This is a genomic window from Bilophila sp. T19-St14 (assembly GCF_059728385.1).
This window is the reverse complement of sequence record NZ_BAAGFT010000001.1, coordinates 3,125,942-3,148,076: the sequence shown is the minus strand read 5'-3', so window position 1 is coordinate 3,148,076 and position 22,135 is coordinate 3,125,942. Positions and strand designations below refer to the sequence as shown.

The following is a 22,135-nucleotide window of genomic DNA, read 5'->3' as shown; positions in this document are numbered from 1 at the left end:
TCCGCACGGCGTTTCAAAAAAATTTTCACTTTATCAATGATTATTGTCGAATGTATATAAAAAGATACCTCATTCCATTTATATGATTTGTTTGATGATCCATACTGTCATACCTCTTATGATGAAACGGAGTGACTGATTTTATACCTCTCAGAATGAGCGTATTGAAGCTCACAACCTCTGTATATGCCTGCCGAAAGCATTGACACCCTCTTGGGAAACGTGTTCTTTTGTTCCCATAAGAACAAAGTCCTTTGAGACACAGGCATCCATAGTCCCCATACAGCCCAACCGTTCAGGCGTCTTCTGAACAAGGGAATGAGGTATGCGATACGCTTCCGAAAGACTCTCGCTTTTCCGCACGGTGTTCGTGCAGGTCGCCGCGTTGCTCCTGTTCGCGGCGGGCGGGGTGTTGTTTGCGGCAGCGGAAAAGGAACTGGATGTACGTTCCGCCCCCCATGCGGAAATGGCTCCCTCCGCCGGGTTGCAGGACATCCGGCTGCCCGCTGTGCTCAAAGACCCGCCGGGCGAGCTCCCCGCGCCTGCCGAGAAATCGCTCCATAAAAAGGCTCGCGGTTCACAGCCGCCCTTTGCCCTGAGCGGACTTTCCCCCATGCTTCAGCCGGAACGTCCTGTCCGGCTCAGTGAAGCCGTCTCGGCCCTTCTCCCCTCATGGCGCGGCCTCGTCGCCTTTCCCCTGCCTCCCCCCGCGTCCGCCTAGCGGATCGGGAACGGCCTTTCGTCTCCTCTTGGGGGCCGTTCCCTCCACGCGCCTTGCTTTCCTATGTCGATTCCGGTTCGGATGTACCGCTCCTCCCGACGGGCTTTCCCGCAAAGCCTCCGTCCCTTGGCCTTCGCCCTCGCCTCGGCTGGCCTCCTGGCGGAAGGGCCCGGTACGTCCCGGATGCCCCCGCATCCACACTGCGACACATTACGACAGGAAACAGCCATGAAGATAACGTCTCTTCTCGGAACGCTCGCGCTCTCCCTCGGCCTGCTCGCCTCCCCCGCCGCGGCGGAAAAGTTCGTCGTCGGCTTCCAGCCCTACGACACCATCTCCTATCAGGCCATCGTCAACGCCGAACTGGGGCTCTGGAAGAAGTACACCCCCGCCGGTACGGAAATCGAATTCCAGCCCGCCCTGCAAGGCACCGTCGTCGCCAACAACATGCTGGCGAACAAGGCGCAGGTCGGCTACATGAGCGTCATGCCCGCCACCATCCTCTGCTCCAAGCCGAAGCAGGCGGAAATCAAGATGGTCGCCGCCCTCGGCATGTCCAAGGGCACCCGCTGCTCGCTCATCGTAGTCCGCAAGGACGCCCCCGAATTCAAGGGCAACGAAGAAGTCGCCCGCTGGCTCGACGGCAAGATCATCGCCGCCCCCAAGGGCAGCGCGTCCGACCAGTACCTCCGCCGCTTCTTTGAAAAGTATAACGTGAAGCCGGGCGAATACCTGAACCAGTCCATCGAAGTCATCGCCACCAACTTCCGCATCGGCAAGATCGACGCCGCCTCCCTGTGGGAGCCCACCCTGTCCCGCATCGCCACCGACGTAGGCGAAGGCACCGCCCGCATCGTGGCCGACGGCAGCGCCTGCGACAACCCCGACCTCGGCATCCTGAACATGCGCGCCGACTTCGTGAAGAACCACCGCGACGTGGCCAAGGGCTACCTGCGCGCCGAACTCGAAGCCCAGCGCTACATGCTCGATCCCGCCAACTGGGAAAACGTCATCAACATGGTTTCCAAGTACGCCACCGGCATCCCGAAGAACGTGCTGTGGTACTCCATCTACGGCCTCGTCCCCTCCGACGGCACCGATCCCGTCCGCGAATGGAAGAACTTCTATTTCGGCGACCGCGAACGCGCCAACATCGTTGAAGTCGCGCCCTTCCTCTTCAAGTCCAAGATCATCAGCATGGAAAAGCTCCCCGAAGGCATCGTCGACGACTCGCTCGCCCGCGAAGTCTTCAAGGAAGCCGGATACGCTCCCGTCAGCCCCGACGCCGCCCTCGGCGTCATCAAGGGCGCCAAGGCGGCCGACTGCCCCTTCAAGAACTAGCCGGTCCCCGCGGTTCCGTTCCCCGCCGGGGCGGAACCGCAACGAAAACCGTTTGCGGCGGGCCCTCCCCTGAGGGCCGCGTCTCGGCCCCTGCGCCTCAAACGGGCTTTTCCCAAAGCTGAACCCCAACCCAAAGGGGAAACACATGAGCCAAGCCATCATGCAACGCCAGACGACCAAGGGCCCAAGCGCTTGGGAAGTGACGCTGGCGAATACGAAACTCTGGCTGAAGAGTCCGACCCCGTACCTGAACGCGCTCGGCCTGGTGGCCTTCGTCCTCTTCTGGTACCTGACGACGGAATATTTCCAGCTTCCCTATTTTGAAAAGCTCCCCGGCCCCGTGGCCAGCTTCCAAGAGTGGATCTCCCAAGACCCCATCTACGGGATCTCCATCTATACCGGCGACTATTACGCCCACATCGGCATCAGCGTCTGGCGCGTGCTTCAGGCCTTCATGCTCGCCACGCTCCTCGGCGTGCCCACCGGCCTGTTCATGGGCTGGAACAAGACGTTCAAGGACTACTCCTTCCCGCTGCTCGAAACCCTGCGCCCCATCCCCATGCTGGCATGGGTTCCGCTGGCGATCCTGATGTGGCCCGGCCGTGAGGCGTCCATCGTGTTCCTGACGTTCCTCGGCTCCTACTTCGCCACGGTGCTCAACACGCTGCTCGGCGTGGAGTCCATCGACGAATCCTATTTCCGCGCGGCCCGCGCCCTCGGCGCACGGCCCCGCGACGTGTTCTTCAAGGTCATCCTGCCCGGCGCCATGCCGTTCATCTTCACCGGCCTCCAGATCAGCATGGGGTACGCATGGTTCTCGCTGGTCGCGGGCGAAATGCTCGCGGGCGAATACGGCCTCGGCTACCTCATCTGGAACTCGTTCATGCTGGTGCAGTACCCCGTGATCATCATCGCCATGATCACGCTCGGCGTCATCGGCTCGTTGAGCAGCTTGCTCATCCGTATGATAGGCAACCGCCTCATGCAGTGGAAGGTCAGGGAGGAAGTACGATGAGCGGCAACGAAACGCCCACGCGCGGGCACATCCAGATCAACAACGTCAGCAAGATATACGATCCCGACGGCGCCAAGGTCCTCGCCGTGGACCGCTGCACCATGGACATCGCCCCCGGCGAGTTCTGCGTGGTCGTCGGCCCTTCGGGATGCGGCAAAACAACGCTCCTCAACGCCATCGCGGGCTTCCACAGCATCAGCAGCGGAGAAATCCTCCTCGACGGCGAAGTGCTCTGCTCCGCCGACAAGCAGGCGCAGCCCGGCTCCGACCGCATCGTGGTCTTCCAGAACGGCGCGCTGTTCCCGTGGTTCACCGTGCTCGAGAACGTCACCTTCGGGCCCATTGTCCAGAAGGTCATGAGCAAGGAAGAGGCGGAGGACAAGGCCATGGAGATGCTCGGCCAGATGGGCCTCATGGGCATCGAGAACAACTACCCGAGCGAAATCTCCTCAGGTATGCGCCGCCGCGTGGAAATCGCCCGGGCCATGATGAACAACCCCCGCGTGCTCCTGCTCGACGAGCCGTTCCGGGCCATGGACGCCCTGACCAAGACCGTGGTGCACCAGTTCCTTCTTCAGGTGTACGACAGAAGCAAGACCACCGTGTTCTTCATCACGCACGACCTTGAAGAGGCCATCTTCCTCGGGAGCAAGGTCTACATCATGACCACCCGCCCCGCGACCATCAAAAAGATCCTCGACGTGGACATCCCCCGCCCCCGCGACTTCCGCGTGCTGTCCTCGCCGACCTACACGCGGCTGAAGGAAGAATGCATCTCCGCCGTCCATGAGGAAGCCCTCAAGGCCTTCAAGGCCGGCGAACGGGAAATGTAACCGAAGGAGACACCATGTCGTCGATCAAAAAGAGCCTGTGCAGCGCAACCGCGTGGCGCGGCATCATCTCCATCATCGTGTTCACCATCGTTTGGGAAATCTGCACCCGCCTGCACGTGCCGATCATCGGCAACGTCCCCGCGCCCTCGTCCGTCATCGGCTCCATGGGCAAGCAGCTTACCGACGCCTTCTACTGGATCTCGTGGCGCGACAGCATGATGCGCATCGTGGGCGGCTTCGTCCTCGCGCAGGTCATCGGCATCCCGCTGGGCCTGCTCCTCGGGGCCAGCAAGACGGCGCACAACCTCATCTATCCTGTGTTCGAAATCATGCGCCCGGTTCCGCCGCTGGCGTGGGTTCCGGTCGCGGTCATCTTCTGGCCCACCCCTGAAATGAGCATGGTCTTCGTGACCTTCCTCGGGGCGTTCTTCATCGTCGTGATCAACATCGTGGACGGCGTGCGCAGCATCGACGCCCGCTACCTGCGGGCCGCCCGTTCCCTCGGTTCCTCGCGTTCCGACATGTTCTGGCACATCCTGCTCCCCGGCAGCCTTCCGAGCATCGTCGTCGGCATGACCGTCGGCATGGGTGTGACGTGGGCCGTCGTGGTCGCCGCCGAAATGATCGCCAGCCGTACCGGCCTCGGCTACCTGACGTGGAGCGCCTACGTTGCGGGCGAATTCCCGGTCATCATCATCGGCATGATGAGCATCGGCATCGCCGGATACGTTTGTTCGGCCATTATCCGCTTCGCGGGCACTCGCATGACCCCGTGGCTGCGTACCTTCTAAGGAGAGGCGACCATGAGCGACATCAGTATGGGATACGGCGAAATGCAGGTCGCCAACCTCTGCAAGGGCTACGGCATCGGCCCCCTGCACAAGGAAGTCATCAAGGATTGCTCCTTCACGCTGGAAAAAAGCAAGCTCACCGTCCTCATCGGGCCGTCGGGCTGCGGCAAGTCGGCGCTTATCAACATGCTGGCGGGCTATGAGACGCCCGACGCGGGCAGCATCCTCATCGACGGGGAAAAAGTCTCCGGCCCCGGCCCCGACCGTCTGGTCGTGTTTCAGGAAACCGCGCTGTTCCCGTGGATGACCGTGTTCGAAAACGTCAGCTACGGCCCCCGCGTGCGCGGCGAGCTGAGCGGCAAGGACCTCGAAAACACGACCATGAAGCTGCTGGAAATGGTCGGCCTCGAGGATTTCCGCAGCAAGTACCCCTCGCAGCTCTCCGGCGGTATGCAGCGCCGCGCCGAACTGGTCCGTGCCATGATCAACCAGCCGAAGGTCATGATGATGGACGAGCCCTTCCGCGGTCTGGACGCCATGACCCGCGCCCTCATGCAGGAATACTACGTGCGCCTTTTTGAGGAGCACCGGGGGACCAACCTGTTCGTCACCTCCGAGCTGGAGGAAGGCATTTTCCTCGCCGACCGTCTGGTCGTGCTGACGAACCAGCCTTGTCAGGTCAAGAAGGTCATGGACGTCAACCTGCCCCGCCCGCGCACCTTCGACATGATGGCCATGCCCGAATACGTGGACATCAAGCGTGAAGTCCTGGAACTGCTGCACGACGAAGCCATGAAGTCCTTCGCCACGGGAGCGGTCAACGCGGCGGATTTTCTCGAAGCCTACTCCCAGCTCGGGCAGGATCAGGCCCAGCCGCGCATGGGAGACCACAAGTAACGCGCAACGGCGGCCAAACCGAAAAAGGCGGGGAATCCCCGCCTTTTTCATTTCTGGAGGCCAGACACGACAAAACCCGTCCCACATGCTCGGGAACGGGCTGCTCCGTGTCGGCGCACCCTATGTGGCGCTACGCGTCTTTCGGCTGAATGGGGTATTTGGTCATAAATCCGGTAACGGTGGCGATGGCCACCAGCGTCCCGTCCGAATCGGTGATGCGGACGTCGTAGGTCCCCAGATTCCGGCCTGAGCGGATCTTGCGGGCTTCGCCGCGCAGGGGGCCGATGCGCCCCGGTTCGAGATAGGAAATGTTCGTCTGGGCGTTGACGCAGTAAAGCCCGGCGGCGTTGGAAACCGTGGCGAACGTCATGTCCACCAGCGCGAAAATGGCCCCGCCGTGCGCGTGGCCCATGCCGTTGCGGTGGCGCTCGTCCAGCGGCATGATCGCCACGCCATGCTCAGGCCCGACTTCGAGGAGCTCAATCCCCATGTGCCGGGCGAACGGATCATAATGGTTGAAATGGTAACGGACTTCTTCGTAAGACGGCATCCTGCCCTCCTGATGCGTGTGCGGCGGCCTTCGCGGGGCGCCGGAAAGCGTTGTTCGCAGGGCTACGGCTCGCCCCTTCGGGCGCATCCGCAACCGTCAGCATACGAACATTTTTTCTTTGAAAACGCCAGCCCCGCGCGCCCCCTTCATTTGCTTCCTGCCCCGCCCCAGGGACGGCGCGCCCCTCCCCAAAGGGGAAAACGCCACGCAAAAAGGCCTCCCGCCAACATCGGAGGGAAGCCTTCTTGTGCGGCTATTCCGGCCGGCAATGCCTCGCCGGGAGGAATCAGGAATTCCGCACGGTTGGCCGCCGTTTCCCCTCATTCCCGGATGAAAAGGGGGGTGCTGCAAACGCCGCGTTGGAAGCCCCCGCAGGGGCCTCCACGCCTTGCCGCGGAACATTCGCGCTTTCAATGAAGTTTGTATTCAACCATATGAAATTTAAAATGATTTTTATAAAATCATCGAAAAGGCAAATATCCCCTTGCCGCCTACTTGAGCGACCTGAGGAAACTGCCCGTAACGGCCTCAGGCGTGGCGTGGCGGTGCGCCGTGTCCGGGTTCATCTTCTCGGAAAAGGCAGCGATCTCGGCCAGCCATGCCTTCAACGGGCTTTTCCCATCTTCCCCGAACAGAACAATCTGTTCTTCCAGCGAAAATACGGGGTGATCCCGCAGCTCGGCAACGGCATCGGCCTCGGAAAACTTTTTGCCCATCCATGCCTCCGCAAAGCGGACATAGGCGGGAGCCAACGTTTCCGGGCCCTGTGCCTTGATCTCATCCACAACCCGCAGGTACACTTTCAAAAACGCACGCACGGCATCCGGGTTCTTTTCCGTGAACGCGCGATCCGCCACGAGGAGCACGGGCTGCGTCGCGCCGCAATCCTGTGAACGCGCCGCAGCCTTGAACCCAAGCGCCTCGGCTTCGCGGGTGAACGGCGACCAGACGGCGAGGATGTCGCCATACCCGCTCTTGAACGCGCCGAGGGCGGGCGTCGGTTCCAATTCCTCGATCTTGACGTCCTTCTCCTCAAGCCCAAGCGCGGCGAGCCATTTGTCGAGCAGGTAGCGGGCCGATGTTTTTTTGGGGCACAGGATGAGCTTGCCCTTGACGGATTCGGGCGTCCCGAAGACATTCGGAAAATCGGGATTGAATCCCTTCTCCGCAAGGATGGGGCTTTCGGGGCGGGTCAGGATCATGTTGGCCGAAGATTCGTCGTTGGCGATGGCAATCACTTCCACCTGATCGCTCATGGTGGCCTGCATGGCGGGGACGGCCCCGCAACCGGCAATGGCCCAGTCATAGGCCCTGACGTTTTCGATGAGGCTCTTGCCGGAATCGAACCGAAGCATGACGATGTCCAATCCGGCTTCCTTGTCCCAGCCTTTTTCCTTTGCGTACCATGTCAGAAACGCCTCGTGCTCGCCGAGCCATGCCGTACGGAGGGTTTCGGACAAGGAGGGCGACGACTGAAACAGGCTGCCGAAAAGCGCGCATACTGCAAACAGTGTCTTGAATCGCATAATAGGTTCCTTTGGGTTGAATGTTGTAAACCGGGCCCCGGCCCGGATGCTGCCCGTCCGTAAGCAAAAAGCGTTCCTGTTCCTTCATTCCCCGATGCAGGGGAACAGCGGCAGGCCGCACGGGGAAAGTACATGCTCCCACAGTATGAATTCCAAATGACGGTTATCGCGCCCTACAAGGGCCTTGATGCACGGGTTTTCAGACAGGTCGCCAAGGATCTGCGCTGCCGCATCAAATTCATCGATCTGGCCTTCGACGATGCCATCGAAGCGGCGGAACGCCTCTCCCCGGATACCTGCGACGTCGTCCTCAGCCGCGGCGTGACCGTGGACGTCGCCAAACAACATTCCTCCATCCCCGTCGTGCCCATCGACTTCTCCGCATGGGATCTCCTGCAGGCGCTCCAGCCCTATGCGGGGCATGTCCGCAACGTCGCGTTCTTCCGCTATTCCACCCCGCTGCCCGGTCTTTCCAGCGTGGAAAAAGCCCTTGGGATGCGCATTACGGAACACCTCTACGGCTCCAAAAACGAGATGCACCTCAGGCTCATCCAGTTGAACCCCGCCGACGTGGAGCTTTTCGTCGCGCGCGGGACGCTCGTGTGCCAATGGGCCACCGCAGCGGGGTTCCCCACGCTTGAGATCATCGACGGAGAAATATCCGCCAGGCGGACGCTCCTCGAAGCGGTCAACGTCGCCCGCGCACGCCGGGCCGAGCGCAAGCGCACCGCACGCTTCGGCGCCATCCTCGACGCCATTGACGAGGGGATCGTGGTGTACGATGCGCAGGGCGAGGTGAACCTGATCACCCCATCGGCGGAATCCCTCCTCAACTGTGCGAAAAAAGAAGCCCTCGGCAAACATATCCGAACCGTCATGCCCGGCGTCTTTTCCCCTGATACGCTGGCGGGCGACAAGGCGGAGCACGGGCGCGTCCATGACATCCGGGGGAACACCCTCGTCATCAACCGCGTGCCCATCCTTTTCCAAGGGCAGAACGTGGGGACGGTCTGTTCCATCTCCGACGCCCGGCGCATCTACAAAGCGGAGGCAAAGCTCCGCAACAAACTCAAATCAAAAGGGTTTACCACGCGCTACTCGTTTGGGGACATCCGTACCCGCTCCCCGCACGTGCGGCATCTCAAAGAACTCGGCGTACTCTACGCCTCCACGGACGCCAACCTGCTCATCTGCGGGGAATCCGGCACGGGCAAGGAGCTGTTCGCCCAGAGCATCCACGCCGCCAGCCTGCGCAAGGACAAGCCTTTCGTGGCCGTGAACTGTGCCGCCATCCCCGAAGGGCTGCTGGAAAGCGAGCTTTTCGGCTATGAGGAAGGCGCGTTTACCGGCGCGAGGCGGCAGGGCAAGGCGGGCATGTTCGAGCTCGCCCACACCGGAACCCTGTTCCTCGACGAAATCGGGGATTTGCCGCTCACCCTTCAGGGGCGGCTGCTGCGCGTGCTTCAGGAGCGGGAGCTTGTCCGCGTGGGCGGGACGCAGGTGATCCCCCTCGACGTGCGCGTCCTGTGCGCCACCCATCAGGATCTCCGCCAGCTCGTGGCTCAGGAACGGTTCCGGGCAGACCTCTTTTACCGCCTCAACGTCCTTTCCCTGCGCCTCCCGCCGCTACGGGAACGCCTTGAAGACATTGTGGATCTCGCCGTTTCCCATCTGAGGGGACTCCTCGACGAGCCGCCTGCGGAAAGCCTGCTCGTTTCCCAGCTTGAGCGGCCCCTGCTGCGCCATCCTTGGCCCGGCAACATCCGCGAGCTGCTCAGCCTCATGGAGCGCATGGCCATCGTCGCCAACCACATGGCCGAAGTAACCGACTGGGAACAATTGCTTTTGTCCCTATGGGAAGATCCGCCCCTTGAGGATCACCCCATGACGCCGAGCCCCGCCGAAGAGCCCGATTCGCCGCCCCCCACCCTCAGGAGCCATATGGCGCGGGAAGAGGCCAGGTTCATCCGTCAGGCCGTCGCCCGGTGCGGGGGGGATATGGGCAAGGCGGCCCATATCCTCGGCATCAGCCGGATGACGTTGTGGCGCAAGCTCCAAGGCATTGCGGAAGCGAATACGGAGGAACGCACCGAGTAACAATATTGATACAAAAAAGACAACAAGGGTGGTATCGCGTAACGCTTTTGTTACGGATGATGCCGCCCTTTTTCCTTTGGCTGTGTTATGGAAAATGGTTGATGCTTTTTTCCCTGAAGCTCCAAAGGGATAACCGGCAAAATGCCTTAGCCGTGGCTCCCGCCGACGCCGAGGAGCCCGGAAAGAAGCCCCACAAGCAAAATGCCTTATTCATGGATCCCGCCAAGGGGAAAACATGAGAAAAAGGCTGTATTTTCATAGCATTGCGGATATAAAACAACCGCAAACCATAACAGAGCCTTTCCTTTCCGTCTACCTTTAAACGGCGATTCCCCTTCAAATGGGCTGGCATATTTCTTGATATAATCATCCTAAAAGCCTTTCGGCACGATGCCGTCGGCGCGCTGGAAGGGGCAGCCCGCTGCCCATGCCCCCCTACACAATCAGAAGGATGGAGTTGCCATGAAGAAAAGCATCATCGCCTCGTTGCTCATCGCCTGTTCCCTGTTCATCGGCGGCAACACGGATGCCCGGGCCGAATACCCGTACGACAAGCCCATCAACATCATCGTGCCCTTCGGCCCCGGAGGGGGCGTGGACATCGCGGCCCGCATCCTCGCCGACTACTTCCAGCAGCACTACAACATCACCATCAACGTCGTGAACAAGCCCGGCGGCGCACAGGCCATCGGCATCAACGAAATGCTCCGCGCCCGTCCCGACGGCTACACCCTCGCCTTCCCCGGCTTCAGCGCCCTCGCCACCACCCCCAAGCTGACCAACGTGGGCTATACCCTCAAGAACATCAAGCCCGTCGCCCACATCGCCAGCATGGAATGCGTGCTGAGCACCCACAAGAGCTCCGGCATCGACACGTGGGAAAAATTCCTCCAGACCGCCGAAAAGGATCCTGACGGAACCGTCTACGGAACCACCGGTTCCATCTCCACGCAGCGTCTGTACATGACCAAGCTGACCGACCGCTTCCACGGCGACTTCAAGATCCGCCACACCGCCTATACCAGCGGCCATGAAGTGAGCACCGCCCTGCTCGGCAAGCACATCACCGCCGGTTTCCAGGTCCCGGCCAACATCCTGCCTTATGCCAACTCCGGCGACTTCAACGTCATCGCCATCTCCCGCAAGGAACGCCGCGCCGATCTCCCCAATACGCCCACCTTCCGCGAGCTGTACGCCGACAAGATGACCCCCGCGGACGAAAAGTGGATCGATCTCGGCGCGTGGCATGGCCTCATCGTGTCCAACAAGGTCAAGGACGATCGCATCGCCGCGCTCGAACCCCTCATCGAAAAGGCCATGAAGGACCCCGACGTCATCGAAAAGTTCAACAAGATCGGCCTTGATGCCGGGTATCTCCCCGCCAAGGAATTCGGAGAGCTCATCCAGTCGTCCTCGGATCTCGCCGACGAAGTGCTGGCCGGGCGCAAGTCGCTTGACTAACGGATACCGGGGCGGAGCGCGGGTGCGCCCCGCCCTTCCTTTTCACGACGAGGGGTCGCTTCATGAAAAACAAGACGGATTTCTTTATCGGCTTGGCGCTGCTCGCCTTCTGCTGCGTCATGGGATACCAGATACACTTGATCCCGGAACCTGCGGCGCTCGACTTCTTTTCGGCGGGTTCGTTCCCGACGGGCGTCACGATCGCCCTGGCCCTGCTCTCGCTTGTCCTCGTGGCAAGGGCGGTCTTGGGCAAGGATGAAAGCGCGGCCTGTTGGCCTGAAAGGAAGCTCGCCGTCAAAATCGGAATGATGGCCGCGTGGATCCTCATCTATGTCATCGGGTTCATTTTCCTTGGGGAATACGCCTACGACGCCGAGTGGCCCGAAGGCACGGGCTTCGTCATCTCCACGCTGGTTTTCCTCTCCGGGGCGCAGGTGCTGACCGGATACCGCAATCCCTTCTACATCCTTCTTATCTCCGCAGGGATATCAGCCTTCCTGTATGCCGTGTTCGCCATCTTCTTTAAAGTCCCCCTTCCCTAAAAAAGGCGGTACCCTATGGATATGTTCATGACAGCCCTCAGTTCGGCCTGTAGTCTGGAAGCCCTCGTCGCCAACTTCATCGGCGTGGCGCTCGGCATCGTCTTCGGCGCGCTGCCCGGCCTCACCGCCGTCATGGGCGTGGCCCTGCTCATCCCCCTGACCTTCGGCTTCTCCCCCGTCATCGCCTTTTCCTCCCTGCTCGGCATGTACTGCGGCGCGATCTACGCGGGCAGCATCACCGCCATCCTCGTCGGCACGCCGGGCACGGCGGCCGCCGCCGCGACCATGCTCGAAGGGCCGCAGTTCACCGCCCGCGGGGAATCGCTCAAGGCGCTCGAAATGACCACCATCGCCTCCTTCATCGGCGGCGTCTTCTCCTGCCTTGTGCTGGCCACGGTCGCCCCCCAGCTCGCCCACTTCGCCCTCGACTTCAGCGCCCCGGAATATTTCTCCCTCGGCATCTTCGGCCTGACCATCGTGGCGACGCTGTCCGAAGGCGCGCTGCTCAAGGGCTGCATCGCGGCGCTGCTCGGCATGCTCATCTCCATGATCGGCATGGATCCGCTTTCCGGCAACCTGCGCATGACCTTCGACTCGCCCGACCTCATCAACGGCGTATCCCTCGTCCCGGCGCTCGTGGGCCTGTACGCCCTGTCGCAGGTGCTGATCACGGTTGAAGACGTGTTCATGGGCCGCAAGCTCTCCACTGCCGAAATCTCGCGCAAGCGCATGCCCCTTTCCGAAATCTGGACAAACCGGGCCGCCCTGCTCCGCGGCTCGATCATCGGCACGTTCATCGGCATCGTCCCGGCCACTGGCTCAGGCACGGCCTCATTCGCGGCCTACAGCGAAACCAAGCGCCATTCAAAGCACCCCGAACTTTTCGGCAAGGGCTCCATTGAGGGCATCGCGGCTACGGAATCCGCCAACAACGCCGTCACCGGCGGCGCGCTCATCCCCCTGCTGACCCTCGGCGTGCCCGGCGACGTGGTCACGGCGATCATGCTCGGCGCGCTCATGATTCAGGGCATGACCCCCGGCCCGCTGCTGTTCCAAGAACAAGGCACGCTCGTCTACAGCATTTTCATCGCCCTGTTCGTCTCCAACGTCTTCATGCTGCTTCTGGGGTATTACGCGGTACGCCTGTTCGCCAAGATCGTGCTCATCCCCGGCGGCATCCTCATGCCCCTCGTCACCACCCTGTGCGTGGTGGGCGGCTACGCCCTGAACAACTCCAACTTCGACCTCGCCGTCATGGCCGGTTTCGGGCTGCTCGGCTATATCATGACCAAGGCGCGTTTCCCGCTCGCCCCCCTGCTCCTCGCCATGATCCTCTCCGGCATCATCGAAACCAACTTCCGCAGGGCGCTCAGCATCTCCAATCAGGATTTCTCCGTGTTCTTCACCCGTCCGGTCTGCGCGGCGTTCCTCGCCATCAGCCTCTTCATCCTGTGTAACCTGCTCTGGAAGGAATGGAAGAAGCACCGCGCCGCCGGCGCAGCCTGATCCCGCAACCCCCATGAGGCCAGCCATGCAACAAGCGACCCACATCTACAAAAACGGCGCCATCCTGACGATGGATTCCCGCTGTTCCATCGTTTCCTGCCTTGCCGTATCCGGCGAAACCATCCTTGCCGTGGGATCGGAAACCGAAGTGGCCCCGTTCCAGGGCCCGGAAACCCGCATCACCGATCTCGGCGGGCGGTTCATGATGCCGGGCTTCTACGACTGCCACAGCCACTTTATGCGCGCGGGCATGTACAACAAATACTATCTTGACGTGAATTCCCACCCCATCGGGGACGTCAGGACGCACGGCGACATCCGCCGCAAGGTGCGGGAGGCCCTTTCGGGTATGCCCGCCGGGGAATGGCTGCTCTGCGCGGGGTATGACGACACCGCCGTTGCCGAAGCGCGGCATTTCACGCTTGCCGAACTGGACGCGATGGCCCCGGATCACCCGCTGTTCCTGCGCCACATCTCCGGGCATCTGGCCCTGTGCAACAGCAAGGCGTTCGAGGCAGCCGGGATCACGGATGAAACGCTGAACCCGTCGGGCGGCGTGTTCCGGCATGACGGGAACGGCCGCCTCACCGGGCTGGTGGAGGAACCCGCCGCAATGGAGATGGTTCTGGCGGCCTCCCCGCAGATGACCGAAGAAAAATGGCTCGGCGCCGTGGAACGGGCTACCAACGACTACGTCGCCAAGGGCGTGACGACGGCCCACGACGGCGGCGTCACCACGGATATGTGGAAGAACTACATGACCGCCCACAAGCGCGGGATGCTCAAAAACCGCGTCCAACTGCTGCCCAAGCACGGCTGGTTCGACTTCTCGCTGGCCCCCACCGTGCAATGCGGCACGCCCCTGACCAAGGACGGCCTGCTCAGCATGGGCGCTGTGAAACTGTTTCAGGACGGGAGCCTCCAAGGGTACACCGGCTATCTGAGCAACCCCTACCATTCGCTGCCGGACGCCATAGCCGACGGCTCATGGCGCGGGTATCCCATCTACAACCCCCGTGAACTCGCCAACATCGTCACCCGCTACCACGAAGAGGGCTGGCAGGTCGCCATCCACGGCAACGGCGACGCGGGCATCGAAGACATCCTCAACGCCTTTGAGGAAGCGCAGAAGGCATACCCCCGTGCCAACGCGCGGCACATCATCATCCATTGCCAGACAGTCCGCGAGGATCAGCTCGACCGCATCGAACGGCTCGGCGTGGTTCCGTCCTTCTTCACCGTGCACACCTATTACTGGGGCGACCGCCACCGGGACATCTTCCTTGGGGAAGCCCGCGCATCCCGCATCGATCCGCTGCGGAGCGCCTTGAAACGCGGCATCCCCTTCACTTCCCACAACGACACCGCCGTCACGCCTATGGACCCGCTGCTCTCCGTCTGGTCGGCGGTCAACCGGCTCACCGGCAGCGGCAAGGTGCTCGGCGGGGATCAGGCCGTTTCCGTGCTGGACGCCCTGAAAAGCGTCACCATCTGGGGCGCCTACCAGTTCCATGAGGAACGCATGAAGGGAAGCCTCGAACCCGGCAAGCTCGCCGATATGGTCATCCTCGGTGAAAACCCGCTTGAAATCGCGCCCGAACGCATCAGGGACATCCCGGTTCTGGCGACCCTCGTGGGCAACCGGCTCGTCTACGGTTCCCTGTAATTTCCCCATTTCCGGCGCGCCGGGCAAAGGGTGCTCCCTCTTCCCTGCCCGGCGTGCGGTTCCCAAGGCACCCCCCGTTCGCCCATTCCTCCGGGCGACAGCCGAAGGAACCGACCTCCACAGAAGAACGCCCGCTCAGCCAATCCGAGCGGGCGTTCTTCTGTTAGATATAATCTCAGGTCGCCATCCACGGCAACGGCGACGCGGGCATTGAAGGCATCCTCAACGCCTTTGAGGAAGCGCAGATTGAAACTATTAAACTCTTTTTCAAGCTCAAAAAATATTTTTTAATTATTTCAAATAGTTATATATCAAACGGCGACACGGCCTAGGGCACAGCCTTCTAAAAATACGGCAGGAAAAAATTCAGGCCCTGTCATAGTATTTGCTTGTCTTATCAATACAGTACGGTAAAAATACGGCTTTTTTATCTGGTTTTTCCGTTGGCGGAATCTATGGCTAAGGCTTTTGTTGGCTATTCCTTTGGAACTTTAAGGAAAAAGCATCAACCATTTTCTATGACACAGCCAAAAATTCAAGCCCTGTCGAAAAAGCCGGAAAGCGTTTCCACCCTGACCACGTGGGGAGGCGGGAGCTGGGGAGCGGCTTCGGCAATGCGGCGGGCCAGCTCGACGCACAGGCCGGGGGAAAGGGCGGGATCAGGCAGGACATGCAATTCCAGCCGCCCCGCATCAACGAGGTGCAGGCAGAAATCCGGCTCAGGCAATCCCGCGTCTATGACACAGCCAAAAATTCAGGCCCTGTCGAAAAAGCCGGAAAGCGTTTCCACCCTGACCACGCGGAGAGGCGGAAGCTGGGGAGCGGCTTCGGCAATACGGCGGGCCAGCTCGACGCACAGGCCGGGGGCAAGGGCGGGCTCAGGAAGGACATGCAATTCCAGCCGCCCAGCATCGATGAGGCGCAGGCGGAAATCCGGCTCAGGCAATCCCGCTTTCTATGACACAGCCGAAAATTCAGGCCCTGTCGAAAAAGCCGGAAAGCGTTTCCACCCTGACCACGTGGGGAGGCGGAAGCTGTGGAGCAGCTTCGGCAATACGGTGGGCCAGCTCGACGCACAGGCCGGGGGCAAGGGCGGGATCAGGCAGGACATGCAATTCCAGCCGCCCCGCATCAACGAGACGCAGGCGGAAATCCGGCTCAGGCAATCCCGCTGAGGCGAACACCCCATGAACGGCCCGCTCGCCGGCGGCAAGCCCCGCAAGCAGGGGGCGATCCGGCTTCATGCCGTACGGGAGCCGCGTCAGCAGGCAAGGCCGGGCTTTCTGCTCCGGATCTTCCATTCCCGTCAGCGCGGCGCACCGATGGATGTCAGCCTTGGCCAGGCCAGCGGAAGCCAGCGGGGACAAGATGCCGAGTTCCTCGACGGCCCGTATGCCGGGGCGGTACTGCCCCGCATCGGAAGCGTTCGTACCGTCGCACAGAGGAAGATCGGTTTTAGCTTTCAGCAAGGAAAACAAGTTACGCTTGCACGCGTAACAACGGCGGCGATCCCCGGAGGCCACCAGAGGCAAATCCAATGGATCGGCGGGAAGCTCCTCATAGGGGAGGTTCCGGGAGGCCGCCCACCGCCGCGCATAGGCCGTTTCTTCCGGCGGGATGTGCGGCCCGACGATGTGCAGCAGCACGGGCTCGAAGCCGAACCGCCGGGCCGCATGGGCAAGAAAACGGCTGTCCAGCCCCCCTGAGTAGGCCAAGGCAAAACGGTTCCCTGCCGCGAGAGCGCCGAGGACGCTTTCAAGGCGCGACAGGAGCGCGCCTTCATCCGGGGGCACGGCGGCCATACGTGAATCCATCACGGCAATCCCTCATGCAATGACAAAAATACCGAAAACCCCGTCACCGATACGGCGCATCAGCCGTCAAGTTCCGTGCCGCAGGCGAAGATCGCCCCGTTGGGCGCATTGGCGAAGACACGCGAACCGTAAACCAGCGCCCGCTTTTCCACCAGCATGGCGGGCCACGGCCCGAACGCCGCCCCAAGGCTGCGAAGCAGGGCGATGGCGGTGGGCGTCACGGTTTCGCCTTCGCCGGAGAACGGGCGGACGGGAATGCCTTCAAGCAGTTCCAGCACCGCAGGAGCCGGAACGGGGATGACGCCGTGGGCGCAAACGACCTCCCCGTCCGCAATGGGAAGGGGGCTGACCACAAACCGCGCGGGCGAAAGCCGCGTGAACAGGGTACAGGCCATGCAAATGTCCAGAATGCTGTCCAGCGCGCCGACCTCATGGAAATGGACGGCCTCCGGCTTCATGCCGTGTACGGCGGCTTCGGCCTCCGCCAGCAGCGTGAACGTATTCGAGGCCAAACGCTTCGGCCCTTCGTCCATGCCGCTCCCGGCGATGATTCCGAGAATGTCCTCAAGTGTGCGGTGCTCGTGCTGGCGGGGAAGCGACACTTCCGCGAACCAGCCGCCGATGCGGTTCACCTGACGCCGCTTCAGGCGCACGGTTCCGGCCAGATCGGGAAGCACGGCGGCAAGCAGCCTGTCCGTTTCCGCCTCGTCGGGTTCCGTCATGCGCAACAGCCCGGCAAGGAGCATGTCCCCGGACAGGCCGGAATGTGACCGGATGGTCAGGATGCGGCCTCCCAGCCCTGTATCCCGCCCCTCCCCGTGGGCCGTTTCATGCGTATGACCGTGCCCATGATGGTGTTCCTGGCGGCGGGCATGATCCCCGTGTGCGTGCGCTTCGCTCATAATCCGTTTACCACCCTTGCGGCGGCGCAGGCCGCGCCGTACCCGTTGTCGATATTCATGATCCCCACGCCGGGAGCGCAGCTTGAGAGCATGCTCGCCAGCGCGGCCCGTCCGCCCTGCGCCGCACCGTACCCAACGGACGTCGGCACGCCGAAGATCGGCTTGGGCGTAAGCCCGCCCATCACGCTGACCAGTGCGGCGTCGAGCCCGGCAACCACGATGACGGCATCGAAGGTGTTGATCTCCTCCAGCCGCTCCGCGAGCCGCCACAGCCCGGCAACGCCGCAGTCCTCAAACAGTTTGTGCCCGATGCCCAGATACGCCAGCGTCCGCGCCGCCTCCCATGCCGCAAAGCCGTCCGCCGTGCCTGCGGAGATGACCGCAACCCTGCCCTTGCCTTTCGGAGGGAGCGCGTCCCCGAACGCGGTACACGACAGGGGATGGTAGTCATACCCCGCGCGGATCTCGGCGGGAACCCGATCGAATACGTCCGGGGAAAGCCGCGTGAACAGAACAGGATGCCCCGACCCCCTGCCAAAACTGGAGAGCAGCTCCACGAGCGCCTCGAAGGGCTTCCCTTCGCAAAATACCGCTTCCGGCAGCCCGATCCGGGCAGTCCGGGCGTGATCAAACAGAATGCCGTGATCCATATCTTTGCCCATCTTTTGGAAAATCCGAAACGCCATGCCAAGAGGCTTTTGCAATGAACGGTGTATCTTAACTATCTGAAATTCAAAATACGTTTTTAGAAAGACTGTGTTATGAAAATGGTTGATGCTTTTTTCCTTGAAACTCCAAAGGGATAACCGACAAAATGCCTTAACCGTGGATCCCGCCAAGGGGAAAACTAGAAAGGCTGTGCCCTAGAAAATGGTTGATGCTTTTTCCTTGAAGCTCCAAAGGATTAACCGATAAAAGACCTTAGCCCTGTATTCCGCCGAGAGGAAAACCGGAGAAAAAGGCTGTATTTTTCACCGCACTGTGGAGATGAAACAACCACATGCTATAACAGAGCCTTGAGAAAGATCACCGAAAAGGCGAATGTCTCCCGCCAGAGTGAAGGTCGGGAAAGCCCCGCCAGCGCGGGCGGCCATGCGCCCGGACGTATCCGCGCCCTGACCGCCCGCAAACGGCGCCTTACACCGTGATCAGTTGATAATCCCGCGAACCCATGCCGATGGATTCGGCATACTCGATCTGGTGCCAGCCCCGCGTATTCGGGTGCAGCGCCGAGAACTTGTCGTAGCCGCAGGAATGCGCGCCGTGCCCGCCCAGCGGAATGAGGCTATGCGCTTCCTTCACCAGATCGAAACAGGCCGTGTCCAGCGCCACGGGGTCCTCCGAAGCGAGGATACCCAGATCCGGGACAATCGCCGGTTCCGACCATCCGGCACAGTCACACTGCGGCGTTACGTTAAGCAGGAAGTTCAGGTAACAAATGCGACCTTCCTTCCCCTTCACCGCGCCATAGGCGTATTCCGCCATGCGCTCGGCGAAATCGGCATACTCGTTGGGCGTGTCGACGCCGATAGCCCCTTGCTTGCATGCCGTTACGCACTCGTAACAACCGATGCAGCGTTCCTTGTCGATGACGGCATGGCGGCCTTTCTCGGCTTTTTCCAATGAGAGCGCGTTTCTGGGGCACAGCGGCACGCACTGCCCGCAGCCGATGCATTTCGGGTAGATCACGACGTTTCTGCCGTGCTGATCGATTTTCCCGGCCTGCGGGGCGCAGCCCATGGCGAGGTTCTTGATCGCGCCGCCGAAACCGCCCATCGCGTGCCCCTTGAAGTGGGACAGCACGACCATCGCGTTGGCGGAAAGGAACGCCTGCGCGATCTTGACCGAAGCGAAATGTTTCAGGTTGACGGGCACTTCCTCGTAGCATTTGCTGGTCACGCCGTCGGCCATGATCACCGGGGCGTCCACGACATAGGGCGTAAAGCCGTGGCGATACGCGGTTTCCAGATGATCCACGGCGTTGTGGCGGGTGGACTTGTAGAGCGTACAGGTATCCGTCAGGAACGGGCGGGCCCCCGCCGCCTTCACGCAGTCCACGACCTGCCGCACGAACGTCGGATGCAGGTAGGTATCGTTGCCCGCTTCGCCGAAGTGCAGCTTGATGGCAACGACCTCATCCTCGCCGACCGTGCCGAGCGGCTTCACCTTGTCCGCAAGCCCCACGGCGTCGCAGAGCCGCTTGATCTTGGCAAGCCGGTGATCGGAAGGATTTTTTACAGCAAGTTTTGCCAGATAAACGGGTACAGACATACTTTCTCCTTGTTTTCAAACTGGCCCCGCCGGGTACGGCGGAACCCAAAACGCCCGGTGCGCGGCTCACGGATGAGCCCCACGCACACCGGGACATTCCCAGTAAGGAAGCCACGCCTCCCGGATGGGAACGCGGGCTGGCCCCGCTACTTTTCCGGGATGACCGCGTTGACGCACCCGAGCGCGTTCAGGGTCCGGGGGAACCCGATATACGGCAGGCAGCACGTCAGCGCGTCGATCAGGTTTTCTTTCGTGTTCCCCACATTCACGTTGCCCTGCACATGGCTCTTGACCTGGCTCTCGCACCCGCCCAAGGAACTGATGATGCAGAAGGTCAGGAGCTCACGGGCCCGCAGATCCAGCCCCTTCCGCGTATATACGTCCCCAAAGCAGAATGCCGAGAGCATGTCGCGGAGGAGGTGGCGCTGATTCTGCGGCGCGCCCTTGTGCATGGCGTCTATCGCCGCTCCGAAAATGGACTTCTGCACCCTGACGCCCTGCGTGAAGCGGTCGTCTTCCGTTACCGTCTTCTGCGAGGCCACGGGCAGCGGGATGCGCTTTTCCCTGAAGACCTCATTGACCAGCCGAAGCGCTTTTTCGGTCTTGGGGAACCCGATATACGGAGCGCACTGGTACATCGCTTCCTTGATTTCCTCAGGCTTCGCCCCGGCCTGCAAGGCCGCGCCCACATGCGGGGCGAAGCCGTCCAAGGTCTGGCTCGCCGTCAGGACGACCAGCATGATCAGCTCCTGCATTTTGGCGTCGAGCGATCCGTGCCACGCGACTTCGCCCCAAATGAGGCGATCCCGCATCTCGGCAAAATCCGGATCGGTCGCCTCCAAAGGGGATCGGACGTTTCCGAAGCGCTCCAACTGTTTCCTTTCGGCTAAAGCGGCCCTGCTCATGTTCTTGCCTCCGTTTGGAACCTGCTGCATAGGGGAAGGGGCCGCGGTTGCCGCACCGGACAATAGCAGACAAAGCAATGCGGCGAAAAGCCCCAAAAAGGTTTTCCTTTTTTCGTGTGCGGGCATATGCGGCCTCCCTCATGGAAATACGGTGAAAGCGGCCCGAATCCGAAGCCGGAAACGCTGTGGGCATGGCCTGCTTTCCCTATGGATGCACCATACGCTCCCTAACGGAGAACAGAAGATACGATCCTCTCTTATTCTTGCCTGATTCTCTCGCCGCGCTACCCAAAAAGGACGGAGTATGATATCAAAAAACGGAAGCCTGAAAAGGGGCTTCCTTTTTTCCATGCAAAACCAGAGGATTATGCCATATGATGGAAACAGGAAATGGAGAGGCGGCGAGAACAGCCGGCCTGTTGAAAGAGAAATTGCTCCAGTGGGCACCCGAACATGGGAAATATCCGATGGACATCAAAGGGCTGGTCATCAAGCGGCAGCATGAGGCCAACAGGATTGAAATCTGCTTCTCCAAGCCTTCCGTCAGCGTGATCATTCAGGGCTCCAAGCGGACTATGCTGGGTTCCGAGGAGTACTGCTACGGCGAAAACCAATGCCTCGTGACCGGGGTGGACATGCCGAGCTCCTTTTACGTCACGGATGCCAGCCCGGAACGGCCTTTTCTGGCACTGTGCCTTGATCTGGACAAGTACCTGATCACCCGGCTCGCGGCGGAAGTCCCGCCGCCCTGCCCGGCCGGAATCTGCTCCTATAAGGGGCTCTCCGTTGCGGACGTCGATCCCGACATCCTGAATGCGTTCCTGCGCCTCATCGCCCTCCTCGAAAAACCGGAGCAGATCCCCATACTTGGGCCGCTCATCATCCGTGAAATCCATTACCGCCTGCTCATCGGCCCCCAAGGGGAATTCCTGCGGCGGCTGAACACCCTCGGCACCCAGAGCAATCAGATCGCCCAAGCCATCACATGGCTGCGCGACAACTATAGGGAACCGTTGCAAGTCGACAAGCTGGCTCAGAAGGTAAACATGGCCACCTCCACGTTCCACCGCCATTTTAAAGGGGTGACGACGCTCAGCCCGCTGCAGTTCCACAAACGGCTGCGCCTGTACGAAGCCAAGCGCCTCATGCTCACGGAAAGCAAGGATGCCGCCGGCGCTGGCTTGGCTGTCGGCTATGAGAGCCCTACGCAGTTCAGCCGGGAGTATAAACGGTTGTTTGGCGAACCGCCGCACAGGGATGTGATGAGGATGCGCTGAGCATGGCGGCACAGGTTCCC

21 protein-coding genes are annotated in these 22,135 nt (G+C 61.3%); 12 read left to right on the top strand and 9 right to left on the bottom strand.

Annotation, left to right across the window (positions count from 1 at the left end; all coding sequences use genetic code 11):
* The first annotated feature begins 325 nt into the window (after positions 1–325).
* The 6 genes from AC6I1V_RS13240 (at position 326) to AC6I1V_RS13215 (ending at position 5,598) form a co-directional block, all read left to right on the top strand.
* Positions 326–721 carry a hypothetical protein gene (locus AC6I1V_RS13240; protein ID WP_302553059.1) on the top strand — a complete coding sequence of 132 codons (396 nt, stop codon included), beginning with the start codon at positions 326–328 and terminating at the stop codon, positions 719–721.
* A gap of 228 nt (positions 722–949) precedes the next feature.
* Entirely contained in the window at positions 950–2,062 is a 1,113-nt protein-coding gene (locus tag AC6I1V_RS13235; RefSeq protein WP_486853713.1) for an ABC transporter substrate-binding protein, read from the top strand.
* Positions 2,063–2,207: 145 nt separating this feature from the next.
* Complete coding sequence (locus AC6I1V_RS13230) at positions 2,208–3,077, top strand: ABC transporter permease (RefSeq protein ID WP_486853714.1); 870 nt, start codon at positions 2,208–2,210, stop codon at positions 3,075–3,077.
* Entirely contained in the window at positions 3,074–3,910 is an 837-nt protein-coding gene (locus AC6I1V_RS13225) for an ABC transporter ATP-binding protein (protein WP_009379703.1), read from the top strand. Before AC6I1V_RS13230 ends, AC6I1V_RS13225 begins: the two co-directional genes overlap by 4 nt.
* Before the next feature lie 14 nt (positions 3,911–3,924).
* On the top strand, positions 3,925–4,701 hold the full coding sequence (locus tag AC6I1V_RS13220) for an ABC transporter permease (RefSeq protein ID WP_486853715.1): 777 nt from the start codon (positions 3,925–3,927) through the stop codon (positions 4,699–4,701).
* A gap of 12 nt (positions 4,702–4,713) precedes the next feature.
* The gene (locus AC6I1V_RS13215) at positions 4,714–5,598 is read left to right on the top strand and encodes an ABC transporter ATP-binding protein (RefSeq protein ID WP_287546143.1); all 885 of its coding nucleotides are present in this window, start codon (positions 4,714–4,716) and stop codon (positions 5,596–5,598) included.
* A 130-nt stretch (positions 5,599–5,728) separates the two neighbouring features.
* On the opposite strand, the gene AC6I1V_RS13210 is transcribed toward AC6I1V_RS13215, so the two are convergent.
* Both AC6I1V_RS13210 and AC6I1V_RS13205 read right to left on the bottom strand, forming a co-directional pair.
* The gene (locus AC6I1V_RS13210) at positions 5,729–6,148 is read right to left on the bottom strand and encodes a PaaI family thioesterase (protein ID WP_486853716.1); all 420 of its coding nucleotides are present in this window, start codon (positions 6,146–6,148) and stop codon (positions 5,729–5,731) included.
* A gap of 491 nt (positions 6,149–6,639) precedes the next feature.
* On the bottom strand, positions 6,640–7,674 hold the full coding sequence (locus AC6I1V_RS13205) for an ABC transporter substrate-binding protein (RefSeq protein WP_486853717.1): 1,035 nt from the start codon (positions 7,672–7,674) through the stop codon (positions 6,640–6,642).
* 132 nt (positions 7,675–7,806) lie between these two features.
* Here AC6I1V_RS13205 and AC6I1V_RS13200 point away from each other — a divergent pair, with 132 nt between their 5' ends.
* From AC6I1V_RS13200 to AC6I1V_RS13180, 5 genes are all read left to right on the top strand, one after another.
* Positions 7,807–9,771, top strand: a complete 1,965-nt coding sequence (locus AC6I1V_RS13200; RefSeq protein ID WP_486853718.1) for a sigma 54-interacting transcriptional regulator — start codon at positions 7,807–7,809, stop codon at positions 9,769–9,771.
* A gap of 462 nt (positions 9,772–10,233) precedes the next feature.
* Positions 10,234–11,232 (top strand): tripartite tricarboxylate transporter substrate binding protein, encoded by a 999-nt coding sequence (locus tag AC6I1V_RS13195; protein ID WP_486853719.1) that lies wholly within the window; start codon positions 10,234–10,236, stop codon positions 11,230–11,232.
* A gap of 62 nt (positions 11,233–11,294) precedes the next feature.
* Positions 11,295–11,774, top strand: coding sequence for a tripartite tricarboxylate transporter TctB family protein (locus AC6I1V_RS13190; protein WP_302553074.1), 480 nt, complete (start codon positions 11,295–11,297; stop codon positions 11,772–11,774).
* Between the two features lie 15 nt (positions 11,775–11,789).
* Positions 11,790–13,280: a tripartite tricarboxylate transporter permease gene (locus AC6I1V_RS13185; protein ID WP_302553075.1), complete on the top strand. Its 1,491-nt coding sequence runs from the start codon at positions 11,790–11,792 to the stop codon at positions 13,278–13,280.
* 25 nt (positions 13,281–13,305) lie between these two features.
* On the top strand, positions 13,306–14,946 hold the full coding sequence (locus AC6I1V_RS13180; protein ID WP_486853720.1) for an amidohydrolase: 1,641 nt from the start codon (positions 13,306–13,308) through the stop codon (positions 14,944–14,946).
* 535 nt (positions 14,947–15,481) lie between these two features.
* Here AC6I1V_RS13180 and AC6I1V_RS13175 read toward each other — a convergent pair.
* The 7 genes from AC6I1V_RS13175 to AC6I1V_RS13145 form a co-directional block, all read right to left on the bottom strand.
* The gene (locus AC6I1V_RS13175; RefSeq protein ID WP_486853721.1) at positions 15,482–15,673 is read right to left on the bottom strand and encodes a hypothetical protein; all 192 of its coding nucleotides are present in this window, start codon (positions 15,671–15,673) and stop codon (positions 15,482–15,484) included.
* Positions 15,674–15,700: 27 nt separating this feature from the next.
* The gene (locus tag AC6I1V_RS13170) at positions 15,701–15,892 is read right to left on the bottom strand and encodes a hypothetical protein (protein ID WP_486853722.1); all 192 of its coding nucleotides are present in this window, start codon (positions 15,890–15,892) and stop codon (positions 15,701–15,703) included.
* A 28-nt stretch (positions 15,893–15,920) separates the two neighbouring features.
* Positions 15,921–16,760: an adenine nucleotide alpha-hydrolase family protein gene (locus tag AC6I1V_RS13165; RefSeq protein ID WP_486853728.1), complete on the bottom strand. Its 840-nt coding sequence runs from the start codon at positions 16,758–16,760 to the stop codon at positions 15,921–15,923.
* Positions 16,761–16,819: 59 nt separating this feature from the next.
* Complete coding sequence (larC, locus tag AC6I1V_RS13160; protein ID WP_486853723.1) at positions 16,820–17,662, bottom strand: nickel pincer cofactor biosynthesis protein LarC; 843 nt, start codon at positions 17,660–17,662, stop codon at positions 16,820–16,822.
* On the bottom strand, positions 17,659–18,312 hold the full coding sequence (gene larB / locus AC6I1V_RS13155; RefSeq protein ID WP_486853724.1) for a nickel pincer cofactor biosynthesis protein LarB: 654 nt from the start codon (positions 18,310–18,312) through the stop codon (positions 17,659–17,661). The genes larC and larB overlap by 4 nt, the downstream gene beginning before the upstream one ends.
* A 487-nt stretch (positions 18,313–18,799) precedes the next feature.
* Positions 18,800–19,933: a DUF362 domain-containing protein gene (locus tag AC6I1V_RS13150; RefSeq protein WP_302551563.1), complete on the bottom strand. Its 1,134-nt coding sequence runs from the start codon at positions 19,931–19,933 to the stop codon at positions 18,800–18,802.
* 146 nt (positions 19,934–20,079) lie between these two features.
* Positions 20,080–20,838, bottom strand: a complete 759-nt coding sequence (locus AC6I1V_RS13145) for a carboxymuconolactone decarboxylase family protein (RefSeq protein ID WP_486853725.1) — start codon at positions 20,836–20,838, stop codon at positions 20,080–20,082.
* Between the two features lie 374 nt (positions 20,839–21,212).
* Between AC6I1V_RS13145 and AC6I1V_RS13140 the strand changes: the two genes are divergently transcribed.
* On the top strand, positions 21,213–22,115 hold the full coding sequence (locus tag AC6I1V_RS13140; protein ID WP_486853726.1) for an AraC family transcriptional regulator: 903 nt from the start codon (positions 21,213–21,215) through the stop codon (positions 22,113–22,115).
* Positions 22,116–22,135 lie beyond the last annotated feature (20 nt).

What these genes read in the sequence shown, in the direction of transcription:
- AC6I1V_RS13150 (WP_302551563.1), bottom strand. Translation starts at nt 19,933, where the DNA reads ATGTCTGTACCCGTTTATCTGGCAAAACTTGCTGTAAAAAATCCTTCC.
- AC6I1V_RS13205 (WP_486853717.1), bottom strand. Translation starts at nt 7,674, where the DNA reads ATGCGATTCAAGACACTGTTTGCAGTATGCGCGCTTTTCGGCAGCCTG.
- AC6I1V_RS13210 (WP_486853716.1), bottom strand. Translation starts at nt 6,148, where the DNA reads ATGCCGTCTTACGAAGAAGTCCGTTACCATTTCAACCATTATGATCCG.
- AC6I1V_RS13215 (WP_287546143.1), top strand. Translation starts at nt 4,714, where the DNA reads ATGAGCGACATCAGTATGGGATACGGCGAAATGCAGGTCGCCAACCTC.
- AC6I1V_RS13180 (WP_486853720.1), top strand. Translation starts at nt 13,306, where the DNA reads ATGCAACAAGCGACCCACATCTACAAAAACGGCGCCATCCTGACGATG.
- AC6I1V_RS13165 (WP_486853728.1), bottom strand. Translation starts at nt 16,760, where the DNA reads ATGGATTCACGTATGGCCGCCGTGCCCCCGGATGAAGGCGCGCTCCTG.
- AC6I1V_RS13235 (WP_486853713.1), top strand. Translation starts at nt 950, where the DNA reads ATGAAGATAACGTCTCTTCTCGGAACGCTCGCGCTCTCCCTCGGCCTG.
- larB (WP_486853724.1), bottom strand. Translation starts at nt 18,312, where the DNA reads ATGGATCACGGCATTCTGTTTGATCACGCCCGGACTGCCCGGATCGGG.
- larC (WP_486853723.1), bottom strand. Translation starts at nt 17,662, where the DNA reads ATGAGCGAAGCGCACGCACACGGGGATCATGCCCGCCGCCAGGAACAC.
- AC6I1V_RS13190 (WP_302553074.1), top strand. Translation starts at nt 11,295, where the DNA reads ATGAAAAACAAGACGGATTTCTTTATCGGCTTGGCGCTGCTCGCCTTC.
- AC6I1V_RS13185 (WP_302553075.1), top strand. Translation starts at nt 11,790, where the DNA reads ATGGATATGTTCATGACAGCCCTCAGTTCGGCCTGTAGTCTGGAAGCC.
- AC6I1V_RS13240 (WP_302553059.1), top strand. Translation starts at nt 326, where the DNA reads ATGCGATACGCTTCCGAAAGACTCTCGCTTTTCCGCACGGTGTTCGTG.
- AC6I1V_RS13145 (WP_486853725.1), bottom strand. Translation starts at nt 20,838, where the DNA reads ATGAGCAGGGCCGCTTTAGCCGAAAGGAAACAGTTGGAGCGCTTCGGA.
- AC6I1V_RS13230 (WP_486853714.1), top strand. Translation starts at nt 2,208, where the DNA reads ATGAGCCAAGCCATCATGCAACGCCAGACGACCAAGGGCCCAAGCGCT.
- AC6I1V_RS13195 (WP_486853719.1), top strand. Translation starts at nt 10,234, where the DNA reads ATGAAGAAAAGCATCATCGCCTCGTTGCTCATCGCCTGTTCCCTGTTC.
- AC6I1V_RS13140 (WP_486853726.1), top strand. Translation starts at nt 21,213, where the DNA reads ATGATGGAAACAGGAAATGGAGAGGCGGCGAGAACAGCCGGCCTGTTG.
- AC6I1V_RS13220 (WP_486853715.1), top strand. Translation starts at nt 3,925, where the DNA reads ATGTCGTCGATCAAAAAGAGCCTGTGCAGCGCAACCGCGTGGCGCGGC.
- AC6I1V_RS13200 (WP_486853718.1), top strand. Translation starts at nt 7,807, where the DNA reads ATGCTCCCACAGTATGAATTCCAAATGACGGTTATCGCGCCCTACAAG.
- AC6I1V_RS13225 (WP_009379703.1), top strand. Translation starts at nt 3,074, where the DNA reads ATGAGCGGCAACGAAACGCCCACGCGCGGGCACATCCAGATCAACAAC.